The organism is Mesorhizobium sp. B3-1-8, from assembly GCF_006439495.1.
In the GTDB taxonomy this organism is placed as follows: Bacteria; Pseudomonadota; Alphaproteobacteria; order Rhizobiales; family Rhizobiaceae; genus Mesorhizobium.
On record NZ_VFTK01000029.1, the window covers coordinates 44,916 to 60,646 of the forward strand.

Consider the following 15,731-nt stretch of genomic DNA (forward strand, 5'->3'; position numbering starts at 1 on the left):
CCTCAAAAGAACGTAGCCAGCAATATCTTCAGGTCCAGGCTGGTCGAGGCGGCCTTGATGTAGGCCGCGTCGGTTTCCGCGCAAAGTTTTGGATCGGACATGTCGATCCCCTTGATCTGCGCGAGCCCTGTAATGCCTGGAAGTGCGGCGAGCACGCCCAGTTCCCTGCGCCGTTCGATCAGTTCCGCCTGCGTCGGCAGGCATGGACGAGGGCCGACAAGGCTCATCTCGCCGTTGAGCACGTTCCAGAGCTGCGGCAATTCGTCGATCTTGGTTGCCCGCAGCACCTTGCCGACCGCGGTGACCGAACCGGCCGGCGCTTCGTGCGTGGGCAAGGAAGGCGTTGCGCGATACATCGTGCGCAATTTGCGGCAGGCAAAGAGGGCTCCTCCCCGGCCGACGCGGATCTGCGAGAAGATGGCCGGACCGGGCGACGTCGCGCTGATTGCCAGCATCGCGACAAGCAGGACGGGAGCCGCCACCACCAGCATCGGAACAGCGACCGCGAGGTCAAGCGCGCGCTTCGCGGTCATCGCTCAGATCCGTCGCCAAAAGGGGAACAATAGCGGCACATCCAGCCTGTATTCGGGTACACTTGGGTGGCTGCGCATGAACAAGTCAGGCTAAGCCGTTTGCCCTGCCGCTTTCGGCATGTCGCGATCTGGAATGTTCTGGTCCTGATGTAGCCCCGCCAGCACCGTAAGCGCGGCGGTCTTGTCGCGATCGTGCATCGCGGCCACCAACGCCGGCAGGGCCGCCTCGATCTTCGGCCATTCGATGACGCCGGTCCTGAGGCCGAAGATCTTGGCGGTGTCGAGCTTGACCACCTCCTCGTTCTCGGCATGCAGCGTCTCGTGCAGCTTCTCGCCGGGCCTGATGCCGGTGAAGCGGATCGGAATGTCGGTATAGGGGCTTTTGCCGGCCATGCGGATCATGGTTTCGGCGACTTCCAGGATCGGCACGGGCTTGCCCATGTCGAGCATGTAGATGGCGTAGTCATCCGCGCCCCGGCGCTGCTCGGCGTCGGCGGCCGACATGATGACGAGGTCGACGGCCTCGGCCACGGTCATGAAATAGCGGGTCATGCGCCGGTCGGTGATGGTGACCGGCCCGCCGGCCTCGATCTGCGCCTGGAAGATGGTCGCCACCGAGCCGTTGGAGCCGAAGACGTTGCCGAAGCGCACGGCGATGAATTTCGTGCCCGAATGACGCAGATCGGGGGCGCCGGCATGGTGGCCATTTGCCGCGCCGGCACGCAGCGGCCGCGAGGCCGCCTGGGCTTCATGCAGCGAGGAGACGACCTGTTCGGCCGCCCGCTTGGTGACGCCCAGCACCGAAGTCGGGTCGACGGCCTTGTCGCTGGAAATCAGCAGGAACTGCGGCACCCCGCATTCGGCGGCGATCTCGGCGCAGGCGAGCGTGCCGAAGACATTCGTCTCGATCGCCGCTTCCCAGTTCTCCTCGAGCAGCGGCACGTGCTTCAGCGCCGCGGCGTGAAAGATGATCGCGGGTTTGAACTCGCTGACGAGGCGCGTCATGTGAGGCCGGTCGGTGACGTCGACGATGCGGCTGGTCAGCCGGTCGCGGTCGCCGTCGTCGGTCTGCTGATCGAGCTGGAAGATGCCGAACTCGGAATTGTCGGCCACCAGCACCGCCTCGGCGCCCAGTTCCAGCGCGCGCTTGATCAGCACGCGGCCGATGGAGCCGGCGCCGCCGGTGACCATCACGCGCTTGCCGCCGACGAAGGCGCCGATGCGCGTGATGTCGGTGGCGACCGCCGAACGGCGCATGATGGTCGCCATCTCGACGGCATCGAGAACCAGCTTGCCGCCCTGCCCCAGTTCCGACAGGCCGGAAAACTGGACGACGGCGATGCCGCTGTGGCGGGCGATGCGCACCAGCTCGGCATAGTCCTCGATCTCGCGCTCGACCCCCTGGCCGAAGATCAGGAGGTCGAGGTTTTCCGTGCCCTTGACATATTCCTCCAGCACCTCGACCAGGCGCGGCCGCAGCGCCACGACCGGAACGCCCTGGATCCGCGTGCCGAGCGGCGCGTCGCTCTCGGTGGCCATGATGCCGGCGATGGCGTATTCGGCAGGCATGGCCGTGCGGGTGAAGCGGACGATCAGGTCCGCCTCGCTCAGCCGGCCGATGAACAGCGCCTGCTTGGTCGAGGCATCGCCGGCGGCGCGGCGCAGGATGCGCCAGCTCGCGCCGTCGCGCAGGAAGCGATAATAGAGCCTGGGCGCCGAAATGATGGTGAAGGAGACCAGGAAGAAGACGATGAACTGGCGCTCGTTGAGGCCGGCGACCGGCTGGAAGAAGAAGCGGAAGGCAAGCGAGGCCAGATAGAGAATCACCGTCAGGCTGCCGCAGCCCTTCAGGATGTTGAAGAAGTCGGGCGTGGAGGCAAAGCGCCAGACGGTGTTGTAGAGGCCGCTGGATCGGAACAGCAGATGGGCGATGAGCACGATGAGCGCCCAGCAGGCCAGCCCGCCGGAAGAGAACGCGTCGAAGGAAAGCCGCGACTGCGACAGGATGAGGCTAAGCGCAACCGCGACCAGGACCATGACGAGGTCCTGGACCATGATGATGGCGCGCCGCATCCTCGGTCGGAGTTCCGATACGGCTTCTACGTATGCGGTCATTGGGCAGTACTGGCTCCAGGCGCGGGATATGCCTACCAGAACGGCGCCGGCCCGACCAGCGTCCGGCACCACCCTGGATTGCAAATCCCCTACCCCCGTAACCCGGTTATCGCCTTAGCGCGGAGCGAGCGGGAGAGCCAGAGGTTTTTTGTTTGCATTGCGCTGTAGTGTTGACGAAGGGGCAGGGCATGGCCATTTGCTCCCCCGCGGTCATCTCAGAGCATCCTTCTACGGCGCCTCGTTCATCGCATCGGACTGTCTCTATACGGCGCGCCAGATCGCTTCGGACCTATTCCATGGCACGGGCTGTCGATCAACGTCCCGAGGCCGAACGGTCGGCGACGATACGACCTACGGCAGCTCCGGTCGATTCCCGCCAATCCGGAGCGGTCCACCTGAATGCAGCCGCCGATTTCGCGCTCGATAGCCGCGAATTGGCCGGCCGCCTTGCCTTTGTCGGGTAATCGGCGGTTGCGATGTCGAGGATACGGGCATGCGGACCGCCAAGGGCCTGGCTCGTATCCAGGATGTGACGGGCAAAGCCGCTCCAGTTGATCTCACCGGTGCCCGCCAGATGGTAGACGCCGAAGGCGGCGAAATTGCTGTCGTCGACCAGTTTCGCCGCCGCATGCAGGATCGCCTCGGCAATATCATGCGCGGATGTCGGATTGCCCCATTGATCGGCGACGACCGCGATCTCGTCGCGGTCTGCGGCGAGGCGCAGCATCGTCTTGACGAAATTCCTGCCGAAGGGGCTGTAGACCCAGGCGGTGCGCAGGATGAGGTGGCGGGGGTTAGCGGCCGCCACAGCCTCTTCGCCGGCGAGCTTGGAGGCGCCGTAGACGCCGAGCGGGGCGGTCGGGTCGGTTTCGACATAGGCGCCGTTCTTGGTGCCGTCGAACACATAGTCGGTCGACAGATGGATGACGGGCACGCCGAGCCTTGCCGCGGCTTCGGCCACCTTGCCGGCGCCGGTGGCGTTCACGGCGAACGCCAGATCCTTCTCGTCCTCGGCCTGGTCCACGGCGGTGTAGGCGGCGGCGGAAACGACGATGTCGGGCCTTGCCGCTTCAAGGGCTGCGAACACCGTGTCTGGCCGCGCCAGGTCGAGCGCCGGCCGGCCGACGGCGACGACCTCGACATCGTCGCGGCCCCGCGCCGCCTCGACCAGGCTTGCGGCGACTTGGCCCTCGCGTCCGGTGACGGCAAGCCTCACGTGGTCACCTTCCTGCTCTCGGCCGCGTTCCCGGCCGGGCTGCTTTCGACCCTTGCATTTTCGATCTGGGCGTTCTCGACCGGGGCGTTTTCGATCGGGCGCTTTTGCGCCGTAGCTCGGCCCAGCCGCGCGCCGTCGTAGCGCTGCTCGCGGATCGGCCCCCACCACCATTTGTTGTCGAGATACCAGTCGACGGTCCTTGCCAGGCCGCTGTCGAAGTCCTCCCGCGGCGCCCAGCCGAGGTCGCGCGCGATCTTGGAGGCGTCGATCGCATAGCGCCGGTCATGGCCGGGGCGGTCGGTGACGAAGGCGATCAGCTCGCGATGGCGCTTGCCGCCGGCGCGCGGCCGCCGCAGGTCGAGAAGATCGCAAATCGCCTCGACGACGCCGAGATTGGTGCGCTCGGAATTGCCGCCGACATTGTAGCTCTCGCCCGGCTGCCCCCTGGTGGCCACCAGTTCAAGGGCCCGCGCGTGGTCCTCGACGAACAGCCAGTCGCGCACATTGGCGCCGGCGCCATAGACGGGCAGTGGCTTCTCGTCGAGCGCGTTGAGGATGACCAGCGGGATCAGCTTTTCCGGGAAATGATAGGGGCCATAATTGTTCGAGCAGTTGGAAAGCACCACCGGCAGGCCATAGGTCTCGTGCCAGGCCCGCACCAGATGGTCGGATGCCGCCTTCGAGGCCGAATAGGGCGAGGACGGCGCGTAAGGCGTCTCCTCCACGAACATGCCGCCGTCGAAAGGCAGGTCGCCAAAGACCTCGTCGGTCGAGACATGATGGAAGCGGAAGCCGCCTTGGCGAGTCTCGGACAGTCCGCGCCAGTATTCCAGCGCGGCATTCAGGATGCGGTAGGTGCCGACGATGTTGGTCTCGATGAAGGCGCCGGGGCCGTCGATAGAGCGGTCGACATGGCTCTCGGCGGCGAGGTTCATGACGATGTCGATGTCGTCGCGGCGCAAGATCTCCAGCACCGCGCGCTCGTCGCAGATATCAGCCTGCTCGAAGCGGTAGTTGTGCGCGTTCTCGATCGGCCTCAGCGATGCGAGGTTGCCGGCATAGGTCAGCTTGTCGAGATTGGTGACGCGATAGGCCGGATTGGCGCACAGATGCCGGCACACGGCCGAGCCGATGAAGCCGGCGCCTCCGGTGACCAGAAAATTCATGCCGCCATCCCTCCTCACGCGAACACCTCCGCCAGGCCGAGCAAGGGCGCGTTGCGGTCCTTGTCCGAAAGCTGGAAGCCGCCCGCGATCGCCGGCCATTTTATGCCGATCGCCGGGTCGTCGAAGCGGATCGAGCGGTCGTGCCCGGGCGAGTAGGTGTCGGTCACCTTGTAGAGCACCTCGGTATCCGGCACGAGCGTGACGAAACCATGCGCGAAGCCTTTCGGCACCAGAACCTGGTTGCCCTTGTCGGCCGATATCTCCAGCGCTTCCCATTTGCCGAAAGTGGGCGAAGAACGGCGGATGTCGACCGCGACATCGAGCACGCTGCCCCGGATGACGCGCAGCAGCTTGGCTTGCGCGCGCGGCGGCAACTGGTAATGCAGGCCCCGCAGCACACCGGCCGCGGCGGAATAGGAATGGTTGTCCTGCACGAAGGCGAGATCGATGCCGGCTTCGGCGAAGCGTTCGGCATTCCAGGTCTCGCTGAAAAAACCGCGTGCATCGCCATGCCGCTTGGGCACGATCTCCAGCACGCCATCGAGGCCGAGCGGCCTGACCTCAAGCACCGCGTTCCTCCATCAGATCGGCCACCCGCCGGCGCAAATAGGCGGCATATTCGTTCTTGCCGAGCCGAAAGGCGCGATCCAGAACCTTGTCGGCGCTGATCCAGTGCTGCTCCAGCGCAATCTCCTCGGGGCACGCAATCTTGATGCCTTGGCGATGCTCGATCGTGCGCACGAAAGACGATGCCTCGAGCAGGCTGTCATGCGTGCCGGTGTCGAGCCAGGCATAGCCGCGGCCGAGACGGTGGACATGCAGTTCGCCACGCTCGAGATAGACGTTGTTGACCGCCGTGATCTCGAGCTCGCCGCGCGCCGAAGGGCGGATCGTCGAGGCAATGTCGACCACGTTGTTGTCGTAGAAATAAAGACCGGTCACGGCCCAGTTGGACTTCGGCTTTTGCGGCTTCTCCTCGATCGTCAGAGCCTTGCCGGAGGCCTTGTCGAAGGAAACCACGCCATAACGCTCAGGATCGTCGACATAGTAGGCAAAGACCGAGGCGCCGCCCTCGCGGATCGCCGCCTCGCGGCAGAGTTGCGACAGGCCGCCGCCAAAATAGATGTTGTCGCCAAGGATCATCGACACGCTGTCGTTGCCAATGAACTCGCGGCCAATGATGAAGGCTTCGGCGAGACCGTTGGGCTGCGGCTGCTCGGCATAGGACAATTCCAGCCCGAATTCGGAACCGTCGCCCAGCAATGCCTGAAAGACCGGCAAGTCGCGCGGAGTCGAGATGATGAGAATCTGGCGAATTCCCGCGAGCATCAGCACGCTCAGCGGGTAATAGATCATCGGCTTGTCGTAGATCGGCAGTATCTGCTTAGAAATCGCTAATGTAAGCGGATAGAGACGTGTTCCGCTGCCGCCCGCAAGGATAATTCCTTTCAACAAGCTCTCCTTGAGCTACCGCGGCCCCCGCCTCGACGCCAAGTTGCCCGTGCTTAGTTTTCGGGCGCTGGCTTGTCAATGTCGGCTTCGACTGCTTCCCGACGTTACTTCATCGCTTTCTATCATCTGGCATAAGGCGGTTTCGAGCGAAATCCGACAGCGCCATGAAAAAGGGCCGGCCGGCGCTTGTCGCCCGCCGGCCCTTTTCTCGCCGATTGTCTCAGCCGCGCTTGAGCAATGTCCACACGGCCGGCACAAGGCTGGCGGCCAAAGCCACCTTGATCAGGTCGCCGACGATGAAGGGCAGGACGCCGAACTGCCAGGACTTTTCCGGCCCGATGAGGATCGCCAGCCAGGCAAAGCCGATGGCCATCATGACGACCTCCGCCGTCAGCATAGCGCCGAACAGCTTGAACGGATTGCGGTCCCAGCCGCGATCCGCGGCCCAGCCGGCGATCGCCGCCATGACCACGAAGCCGGCAAGATAGCCGCCCGTCGAACCCAGCATATACGCGATGCCGATGCCCTTTTCCGGCGTACCCTGGAAAACCGGCAAGCCAAAAGCACCTTCGGCGAGGTAGAGAAGGAGCGTGGCGACGGCCAGCCGCAGGCCGAACGCCGAGGCGATCAACAGCACGGCCAGCGTCTGCAGCGAAATGTCGACCGGGCCGAGCACCACTTTGGTCTTGGCCGAAAGCGTCAGCAGCAGGGTTCCGACGAGTGCCAGGAAGATCTGAGTCGCGAGCCGGGCAGCGCCCCGATCCGGCAGAGTGAGAGAAACAAGCGGGCGCATCGTGGTTGCAGTTGCCATGGTCTTCCCCATTCTGGCTAATCTATTGGGTGGCTGATTTGCTGGCTTGAAGCGCGCCGCGCAGAAACGGATTTCAGGCAACGCGCTTCAGACTTTGTGTCGATGCATGTCGTTCTCCCAAAACCGCTGCGCACTTTTGGGCGACATGCACTAATTTTCCTATATTGGCTTCCGTATCGGGCGGCAATCATTTTGCCGCATTGCAACGGAGCCCGCCGGCATGGCCCTTGAATTCGACACCAGTTTCAATCCCGCCTATGGCCGGGCGGTTGCGGTTGCGCCGGATGTGCTGCGCATCACCGCCAGAAATCCGAGCCCTTTCACCTTTCACGGCACCAACAGCTATCTCGTGGGCCGCGAGACTCTGGCGGTGATCGACCCAGGGCCGGAAGATGACGTCCATCTCGAGACGTTGCTTACCGTGATCGCTGGCCGCCCGGTCAGCCACATCTTCGTCAGCCACACCCATCGCGACCATTCGCCGCTCGCGGCGCGATTGAAAGAGCTGACCGGCGCGCCAACGCTTGCCGAAGGCCCGCATCGACCGGCACGGCCTTTACGCATCGGCGAGGTCAATCCGCTCGACGCCAGCGCCGACCTTGGCTTCGTTCCCGATGTCGTGCTGGCCGACAATGCGCTGACTGAGGGCGACGGCTGGACAATCCGCACCGTGCTGACGCCCGGCCACACCGCCAACCACGCCGTATTTGCCCTCGAGGGAACCGGAACCCTGTTTTCAGCCGACCATGTCATGGCGTGGTCGACCTCGATCGTCGCGCCGCCGGACGGCGCCATGGCCGACTATATGAGCTCCCTCGACAGGCTGCTGGCGCGCGACGATCGCCTGCTTTTGCCGGGCCACGGCGGGCCAGTGACCGCGCCGCGAAGGTTCATGCGCGGCCTCAAGACGCATCGCAAGATGCGCGAAAGGGCGATCCTGGAACGCATCCGCGCCGGAGACCGGACGATCGCGGAAATGGTCGCGGCGATCTATCGCGACACAGACCCGCGGCTGCACGGCGCCGCGGGGCTTTCGGTGCTTGCCCATCTCGAGGATCTGGTCGCGCGCGGCCTGGTCGCAACCGACGGCGAGCCTGCCATCGACGGTGTTTTCAGTCCCGCCGGCTGATCACTCGGCCGGCGCCGCGCCGACCTGCCCGGCGACCTCCTGGTCGAGCTCGCCGAGGAAATCCGTGATGCGGGCGGCATTGTCGCCAAGGTCGTAGCGGCCGTAGCGCGAAGCCGAGCGCATGTCGACGACGACCTGCTCGCCGTCGTCGGTGACGCGGATGGCGACGTCGGCCGGCAGTCCGAGCACGAAGCCCTTGGCCAGCGCATTGATGGTCGCCTCGCTCTGGCCGTTGATGTCGGGATAAGGCGCCGTCAGCTGCCAGTCGCGGCGGTCGAGCACGGTTTCAACAGCGTCGACGACGGTTTCGAAAGGCAGGTTGTAGGTGCGCCCGCTAACTAACGGATAGGCGTCGGCCTGCAGGCTCTGTTCGCCCGGGGTGGGCGGCGACAGCTCGTTCATGTCGGCGGTGCGCTCGCTGGTGTCCAGCACCGGCGGATCGTCGAGATCGGTCGAGATGTCGCGCAGCGGCGGATAGATCGTCGCCCAGTAGACGGCGACGCCGTATGGCGCCAGCACCAGAAGCGCCAGCAGCGCGCCGATGCTGAGATCGCGGCCACCGCGATCGCCGAAACTCCAGACCCTGGATAGACCGAGACCAGCCAGCAACAGGGCAAGCGCCGCCAGCAGCGCCACGACCGCCAGCACCCACAGGAAAGGCGGTGTGTCGACGAGACCCAGCCTGTAGGCGGCAATGACGGTGAGCAAAAGGACGAGGGAAAATGCCCCGATCCGCCGCGACCAGCCGGCCGCCCTCGACGTCTGCCGTTCAGGAATAGATGCCATTCTGTGCCGTGTCGTCCCAACCCGCGCCGAGAGTTAGCGGTTTTTGACGCCGGCTTGAAGCCGAAAGAACAAACATTTTTGGTCAATCCGTCGGCAGGCGGTAATCCTTGAACTGGTCGCGCAAACTGGTCTTCTGGATCTTGCCGGTGGCGGTGTGCGGAATTTCGCCGACGAAGGCCACGTCGTCGGGCATCCACCACTTCGCTACCTTGCCGCTCATGAAGGTGAGGATGTCGCCCTTGCTCGGCTCCCTGCCGGGCTTGCTCACGACGACCAGCAAGGGCCGCTCGCCCCATTTCGAATGCGGGATGCCGATAGCCGCCGCCTCCGCCACGTCGGGATGGCCGACGGCGAGATTCTCGAGATCGATGGTCGATATCCATTCGCCGCCGGACTTGATGACGTCCTTGGCGCGATCGGTGATCTGCATGTAGCCGCTGGCGTCTATATGGGCGACATCGCCGGTGTCGAACCAGCCATCGGCATCGAACTGCTCGGTGCCGGCGCCGCCATAATAGGCGCGGGCCACCGCGGGGCCGCGCACCTTGAGATGCCCGAAGGTCTTGCCGTCCCAGGGCAGCGCGTTGTCGTCGTCGTCGGTCACTTTCATTTCGACGCCGAAGGGCGAAAAACCCTGCTTGCCCTGGATATCGAGCCGCGCCTCGCCAGCCAGCGTCTCATATTGCGGCTTCAGGGTGCAGAGCGTGCCCAGCGGCGACATCTCGGTCATGCCCCAGGCATGCACCACCTGCACATCGTAGTTGTCCTGGAACTTGGCGGTGATGGCGCGCGGACAGGACGCGCCGCCGATGACGACCTTCTTCAGGTGAGGCAGCTTCTTGCCGGTCTCCTCAAGATATTGCAGCAGCATCATCCAGACGGTCGGTACGGCCGCGCTGAACGTCACCTTCTCGGTGTCGAGCAGATCATAGATCGAGGCTCCGTCCATCCTGCAGCCGGGCATCACCAGCTTGGCGCCGATCATCGGTCCGCTCTGGCCAAGACCCCAGGCATTGGCGTGGAACATCGGCACGACAGGCAGGATCACATCCCGGGTGGATATGCCCATGGCGTCGGGCATGGCGGCCATCATGGCGTGCAGGACATTGGAGCGGTGGCTGTAGAGCACGCCCTTCGGGTCGCCCGTCGTGCCCGAGGTGTAGCACATGCCGGCGGCGGTGTTCTCGTCGAACGCCTTCCAGGCGAAGGCGCCATCGGCCTCGGCCAGCCATTCCTCATAGGCGACGGCATTCGCCAGCGACGTTTGCGGCATATGCGCCTGGTCGGTCAGCACGATCACCTTTCTCAGCGACGGGATCGCGCCGGCGATCTTTTCCAGGAGCGGCACGAAGGTCAAATCGACGAAGATCGCCTTGTCCTCCGCATTGTTCATGATCCAGGCGATCTGCTCGGGAAAAAGCCTCGGGTTGAGCGTGTGATAGATCGCGCCGATGCCCATGATGCCGTACCAGGCCTCGATATGGCGGGCCGTGTTCCAGGCAAGGGTTGCGATGCGGTCGCCGAGCCTGAAGCCGTCACGCTCCAGCCGCTGCGCCACCTTGAGCGCCCGGTGATGGATTTCGGCGAAGGTGGTGCGCACGATCGGGCCTTCGATCGAACGCGACACGACCTCCCTGCCGCCGTGCTGGCGTTCGGCATGGTCGAGCAGCTTGTGGCAAAGCAGCGGCCATTCCTGCATCAATCCAAGCATCTGTTCCTCCCCTTTGCGCATTCGCGTCGTTTGTTTCACGCATTGTGGAACGAACCGGCGGTTTGTCCAGCCGCCATAAGTCGAAGCCCGTGGATGGATCGAAGAACCTGAAAAACCGCCATAATCCGGCCATCGTCGCCGTTAAGCTTCATTAACGGGCTGGGTGAGATTGGCGAATGGAGTGGTTCGCATGGACGCGCAGCTCGACGATAAGGCCCTCGAAAGCACGCTTGCCGAAAGTCTGGACGTTCTGACGCCGGACACCAAAACAGTTTCCGAAGATGAATTTGCCGAAGTCGTCGGCGGCGCGCTGGAGGCCGTCGGCGGAACGTTGCTGTTCAAGATGCGCGTCGAAAACGGGACCGAGGGTGAACATGTCGCCGCGGCCTGCGTCGGCAACGCCGACAATCGTCAGTTCCTGCTGCTGACGCTGCCGACCAGCGGCGGCGCGCTGAAGGTCGAAACCGCGGCGAGAAGCACCAATCCGGTTGCGGGCATTGCCGCCGCCTACGCCAGCCTCATGGATGCCTTCAAGACGGCCGCCTGACGGCTGCGTGACAGACATTCAATGAATGGTGATGACACCTCGCGCCGCGCGGGCTTGCGCGACGCGCTTGTCCGACACATGTAAATCTCCCCCAAGGAGACCCATTCATGGACAAGCTCGCCAACCCCGCCCCCGGCTTCCAGCGCAACCCGGACAAGGCGATCACCGTCGAACCCTATCGCGGCAGCGTCATCGTGCGCGCGGGCGACACCGTCATCGCCCGGTCGACCCGGGCCAAGGTGCTGTCGGAGCCGCCCTACGCGGATGCTTTCTACATCCCGTTCGACGACATCGATTTCAGCAAGCTGGCCGCCACCGAGCACTCGACGCATTGCCCGTACAAAGGGGATGCCAGCTACTGGAGCGTCCGCGAAGCCGGCGACGTCGGCGAAAATGCAATGTGGGCTTATGAGACGCCATTCGACGAGATGGCCGAAATCCGCAATCACGGCGCATTCTATACGAGCAAGGTAACGGTCGAAGCTGAGCCGGGCTGAGCCTTTGTTGGCCCGCCAGAGGTGCCTTGAGATTCAGGTCAGGCCGAGCCGACAAAAGCGAGTTCCGAGAGCCGGCCTACGCCGGCCGTAACCTTAACTGACGTGCCATTCATGAGTGCTTCGGCTGGCGAAGGCCGGAAGCGCAGGAACTCGCTGTTCGCAGGCCGGCTTCACCTGAATATCATGGCAACTCAGTCCGTCGTGCCGTCGTTGCCTATGCCCTCGGCATCGTCGAGGCGGACGAAGGTCATGCCCTTCTGCTTCAAGGCAAGCAGCCCCTGAACCACGCCCTCGCCGGCCGCATGGGTCGGCTGGTTGATGTGGGCGATGATGACGTCGCCGTCCTTGGCGGCGGCGATGCGGCGCGCGGTTTCCTTCGCGCCGAGCAGCGAGCCGCCGTCGCCATTGACCGAGAAGCCGGCGATCTTGAAGCCCAGCCTGCGGATCATGGCGATCGCCGAGGGGCTGTATTCGGCGGTTGCGCCGCGAAACCATTTTGGCGCGGGCCCGCCTGCGCCGGCTAGGGCGGCGGCGCCGGATTCGACCTCGGCCTGCACGGCGTCCGGGCTGCCGGCGCTGCGGATGCCGTAGATCTTCTGCGGCGTATCGACCGCCGGAATGTGGCGGCCGCCGTGGTTTTCCAGTTCGAACAGATCGGGATGCGCCCGCATGATCTCGACGGCTTCGGCATTGCGCTTCAGCCAGATGCCGGTAACGAAGATCGTCGCCGGTATCCTGTTGTCGACGAGCGCCGAAAGTATCCTCGTGTCGGTCTTGCCGCCGCAGGCATCGAGCGTCAGCGCGACGCGCCCGCCGCCGACCTCGAGGCCCTGCGGCTTCACATGCAGCGTCGGCTCGAGCAACGTCGCGGCATTGCCCGCCGACGCCGCGAACAGCGACAGCGCCATCGCGCAAAGGGATTTCCGAAGCACGCCCATCATTCGTTCCAAACCGGCACGTTCGGGCATTCTCCGCGCCGCGCCAACAAAACTCGCCTCTACAAAGCCCGCATCTAGGCGAAAATCGGGACGGCAAACAGCGCAAAAAGCAGCAGTCGCGAAAATTTGCTTTCGCTTAGACCGCGGCCTCCAGCGCCAACTCCGTTCGCGCCAGCAGCTGGAGCACGGCATCGACGACCGTGTCGACCTCCAGGCGCCAGGCGCAACACGCCTTGTTGGGGTCAGGCCGTTCGCACAGGTCACCGCCGACGCAATCGCAAGGCATGGCCGGGCGCACCGCGATGCTCGGCACGCCGACCGGTCCCCAGTGGACCGGGCTCTGCAGGCCGAACAGGCCGACGACCGGAGTGCCGACCGCGGCGGCCATGTGCATGGGGCCGCTGTCGTTGCCGAGAAACAGCCGCGCCTGCTTGAACAGCGCCGGCAGCGTGTCGAGCGGGAGCGCTCCGACCAGATTGACGATCGGCGTCTTCGCAGCCGCCAGGATCTTTTCGACCACCTCGTTCTCGTCCGGGCTGCCGACCAGGGCGACGTCCAGACCTGTCTCAGCCGATATCCGGTCGATCGCGGCGGCAAAGCGCTCCGGCTGCCAGCGGCGCCCGGGGAAGCTTGCACCGGCATGCACCGCGACGAAGGCGTTCGGCCGAAGGTGGAATTTGTCCAACAGGGCCAAGGCTTTCGTCGTCTCGAACGGCAGCGGCCGAATGTCGGGATCCCGCACACGCAACTCTATGCCAAGCGCCTCCAGCGGCGAAAGGTAACGATAGAGAAAATGCTGCTCGCCATAGCCGAACGGCTTTGCCTTGACATTGGCAGGTTGGCGCTCGAGCCAACGCGGGGGCCTTTCCGACGGGTGATATCCGACGCGAACCCGTGCACCAACCAGTCCTGAGATGAATCGCGACGTCTTCGTATCGGTGATGTCGACGACCATATCGAAATGGCCGCGGCGTAACTTAAGGAGGGTGAGAATGAGCTCCTGCGTGCGCCGCAGCGGCGTGCCGCGCATATGGGAACGGCGGAATGTCACGACCTCCGAGGCGATGTCGTTGGCCGTGAGGAGGCCGGCGAAGCGGCCATCGCAGAGGAAGACGATGCGCACGCCGGGATATTCGAGCTGCAGATTCCTCGCCAACGCGGAGGAAAGAACGAGATCGCCAATGTGCTTCGTTTGCAGGATCAGGATCGACCGGACAGGGCCGGAGAGAAGCTGCGACACCCGTGTCCGGGCGCCGGATGGATCGGAGTCCACGAAGCTGGGCTGAGACGTCGACATGTGGAGCCGTCATGCGCTTGTTTCACGTGGCTCTCATATACAAGATGGCAAGATCGTGGACCAGAGTGACTCGCGCGCCGACAGGCGCCTTTCACGGAAAAGGCGAAGGGGACGCGCCCAACGTTTCATACCTTCCTGGGATTGGTCCAAAAGGGCGCGCCGCCGACGGGCAACTTTCCGGCGAATGTCAGACCGCGGCCTCCAGGAGCATCTCGGTGCGCGCCAGCAGTTCGAGCGTAGCGTCGACGACCGGATCGACCTCCAGGCGCCAGACGCAGCATGCCTTACGCGGGTCGGTCCGGCGGCAAAGGTCGCCGCCGACGCAGTCGCAAGGCATGGATGGCCGTAACGAAATGCTGGGCACCCCGATCGGCGCCCAGCGAACCGGGCTGGTCAGGCCGAACAGGCCGACGACCGGCGTGCCGGCCGCGGCCGCCATATGCATCGGCCCGCTTTCGTTGCCGAGAAACAGCCGAGCCTCCCTGAGCAGCGCCAGCAGCGTTTCCAACCGCAGCGTGCCCGCCAGGTTGACGACTGGCGTCTTGACCGCGGCCATGATCCTGTCGGTTGCCTCGTTCTCGTCCGGGCCGCCGACCAGAACCACGCGCAGGCCGGTTTCGCGGACGATCCTGTCGATTGTCTCGGCAAACCGCTCCGGCTGCCACCGGCGGCCCACGAAGCTTGCTCCGGCATGGACCGCAACAAAAGCGTTTGGCCGGATCTGGTGCCTGGCGAGCAAGGCCAGGGCGCGCGTCGTCTCGAAGGGCAGCGGGCGAATGGCCGGCGCCCTGACGCGCAGATCGACGCCCAGCGCCTCCAACGGAGACAGATAGCGGTAGAGATAATGCGTCTTGCCAAATCCGAAGGGCTTCATCCTGACGTTGGCGGGTTGACGCTCGTGCCAGCGCAAAGGCCGCTCCGTCGGAAAATAGCCGACCCTGACCGGAGCGTTGACCAGTTCGGAAATGATCCGCGAGGTCTTGGAATCGGTGATGTCGATGGTCATGTCGAAACGGTGCTGCCGCAATGTGCGCACCATGCGGAAGAGCTCGCGACCCCGCTCGAGCGGCGAGCCACGCATCTTGGCACGGCTGAAGGGGACGACCTCGGAAGCTATGCCATGGGCAGTCAGGAAGCCGGCGAAATGCGCTTCGCAAAGAAACACGATCCGGACGCCCGGATATTGAAGCCGCAGGTTCTTCGCCAGCGCGGAGGCAAGCACGATGTCGCCGATGAACTTGGTCTGCAGGATCAGGATCGAGCGGTAAGCGGATGGGGAAATCTGCAACATGGATTTTCCGACACCAATAAATTCGGTGTCGGAAGGTCGCTTGAAACGGTGTCGAGATTCAGGGCCGTCACGCGCACGTTCGCGTGACATTGCATACAAAACCGTAAGGTATCCGAATGCCCCTTGAGCGCGCCGCGCTGAAACGAATTCAGGCAGCGCGCTTCAAGTCTTTGTCTTGATGCATGTCGTTGTCCCAGAACCGCTGCGCACTTCTGGGCGACATGATTCTTTGCTTCGATGCA

The 15,731-nt window shown here is 64.3% G+C and carries 15 protein-coding genes; 3 read left to right on the forward strand and 12 right to left on the reverse strand.

From position 1 onward, the window contains the following. Nucleotides 1–2 precede the first annotated feature (2 nt). From FJ424_RS24120 to FJ424_RS24150, 7 genes are all read right to left on the reverse strand, one after another. Complete coding sequence (locus tag FJ424_RS24120; RefSeq protein WP_140657086.1) at nucleotides 3–533, reverse strand: sugar transferase; 531 nt, start codon at nucleotides 531–533, stop codon at nucleotides 3–5. Between the two features lie 90 nt (nucleotides 534–623). Further along, a complete protein-coding gene (locus FJ424_RS24125; RefSeq protein WP_181182117.1) occupies nucleotides 624–2,648 on the reverse strand; it encodes a nucleoside-diphosphate sugar epimerase/dehydratase in 2,025 nt (674 codons plus the stop codon). A gap of 313 nt (nucleotides 2,649–2,961) precedes the next feature. Next, nucleotides 2,962–3,864: a dTDP-4-dehydrorhamnose reductase gene (gene rfbD, locus FJ424_RS24130; RefSeq protein ID WP_140657088.1), complete on the reverse strand. Its 903-nt coding sequence runs from the start codon at nucleotides 3,862–3,864 to the stop codon at nucleotides 2,962–2,964. Then, nucleotides 3,861–5,030 carry a dTDP-glucose 4,6-dehydratase gene (rfbB, locus tag FJ424_RS24135; RefSeq protein ID WP_246677339.1) on the reverse strand — a complete coding sequence of 390 codons (1,170 nt, stop codon included), beginning with the start codon at nucleotides 5,028–5,030 and terminating at the stop codon, nucleotides 3,861–3,863. The genes rfbD and rfbB overlap by 4 nt, the downstream gene beginning before the upstream one ends. 14 nt (nucleotides 5,031–5,044) lie before the next feature. Beyond that, on the reverse strand, nucleotides 5,045–5,599 hold the full coding sequence (gene rfbC / locus FJ424_RS24140) for a dTDP-4-dehydrorhamnose 3,5-epimerase (RefSeq protein ID WP_140657090.1): 555 nt from the start codon (nucleotides 5,597–5,599) through the stop codon (nucleotides 5,045–5,047). Further along, nucleotides 5,592–6,482, reverse strand: coding sequence for a glucose-1-phosphate thymidylyltransferase RfbA (gene rfbA / locus FJ424_RS24145; RefSeq protein ID WP_140657092.1), 891 nt, complete (start codon nucleotides 6,480–6,482; stop codon nucleotides 5,592–5,594). The genes rfbC and rfbA overlap by 8 nt, the downstream gene beginning before the upstream one ends. 220 nt (nucleotides 6,483–6,702) lie before the next feature. Next, a complete protein-coding gene (locus FJ424_RS24150) occupies nucleotides 6,703–7,293 on the reverse strand; it encodes a biotin transporter BioY (protein WP_140657094.1) in 591 nt (196 codons plus the stop codon). 220 nt (nucleotides 7,294–7,513) lie between these two features. On the opposite strand from FJ424_RS24150, the gene FJ424_RS24155 reads away from it, so the two are divergent. Beyond that, nucleotides 7,514–8,422: an MBL fold metallo-hydrolase gene (locus FJ424_RS24155; RefSeq protein WP_140657096.1), complete on the forward strand. Its 909-nt coding sequence runs from the start codon at nucleotides 7,514–7,516 to the stop codon at nucleotides 8,420–8,422. On the opposite strand, the gene FJ424_RS24160 is transcribed toward FJ424_RS24155, so the two are convergent. Both FJ424_RS24160 and FJ424_RS24165 read right to left on the reverse strand, forming a co-directional pair. Further along, nucleotides 8,423–9,208, reverse strand: coding sequence for a DUF1499 domain-containing protein (locus tag FJ424_RS24160; protein ID WP_140657098.1), 786 nt, complete (start codon nucleotides 9,206–9,208; stop codon nucleotides 8,423–8,425). An 82-nt stretch (nucleotides 9,209–9,290) separates the two neighbouring features. Beyond that, a complete protein-coding gene (locus tag FJ424_RS24165; RefSeq protein ID WP_140657100.1) occupies nucleotides 9,291–10,919 on the reverse strand; it encodes a fatty-acid--CoA ligase in 1,629 nt (542 codons plus the stop codon). Nucleotides 10,920–11,109: 190 nt separating this feature from the next. Here FJ424_RS24165 and FJ424_RS24170 point away from each other — a divergent pair, with 190 nt between their 5' ends. Next, complete coding sequence (locus FJ424_RS24170; RefSeq protein ID WP_140643350.1) at nucleotides 11,110–11,466, forward strand: hypothetical protein; 357 nt, start codon at nucleotides 11,110–11,112, stop codon at nucleotides 11,464–11,466. Nucleotides 11,467–11,573: 107 nt separating this feature from the next. Next, on the forward strand, nucleotides 11,574–11,963 hold the full coding sequence (locus FJ424_RS24175; protein ID WP_140643348.1) for a DUF427 domain-containing protein: 390 nt from the start codon (nucleotides 11,574–11,576) through the stop codon (nucleotides 11,961–11,963). 191 nt (nucleotides 11,964–12,154) lie between these two features. On the opposite strand, the gene FJ424_RS24180 is transcribed toward FJ424_RS24175, so the two are convergent. The 3 genes from FJ424_RS24180 to FJ424_RS24190 form a co-directional block, all read right to left on the reverse strand. Then, on the reverse strand, nucleotides 12,155–12,901 hold the full coding sequence (locus FJ424_RS24180; protein ID WP_140657102.1) for a polysaccharide deacetylase family protein: 747 nt from the start codon (nucleotides 12,899–12,901) through the stop codon (nucleotides 12,155–12,157). Between the two features lie 136 nt (nucleotides 12,902–13,037). Next, complete coding sequence (locus FJ424_RS24185; protein ID WP_140657104.1) at nucleotides 13,038–14,198, reverse strand: glycosyltransferase family 9 protein; 1,161 nt, start codon at nucleotides 14,196–14,198, stop codon at nucleotides 13,038–13,040. Nucleotides 14,199–14,385: 187 nt separating this feature from the next. Then, nucleotides 14,386–15,489, reverse strand: a complete 1,104-nt coding sequence (locus tag FJ424_RS24190; RefSeq protein ID WP_140657106.1) for a glycosyltransferase family 9 protein — start codon at nucleotides 15,487–15,489, stop codon at nucleotides 14,386–14,388. Nucleotides 15,490–15,731 lie beyond the last annotated feature (242 nt).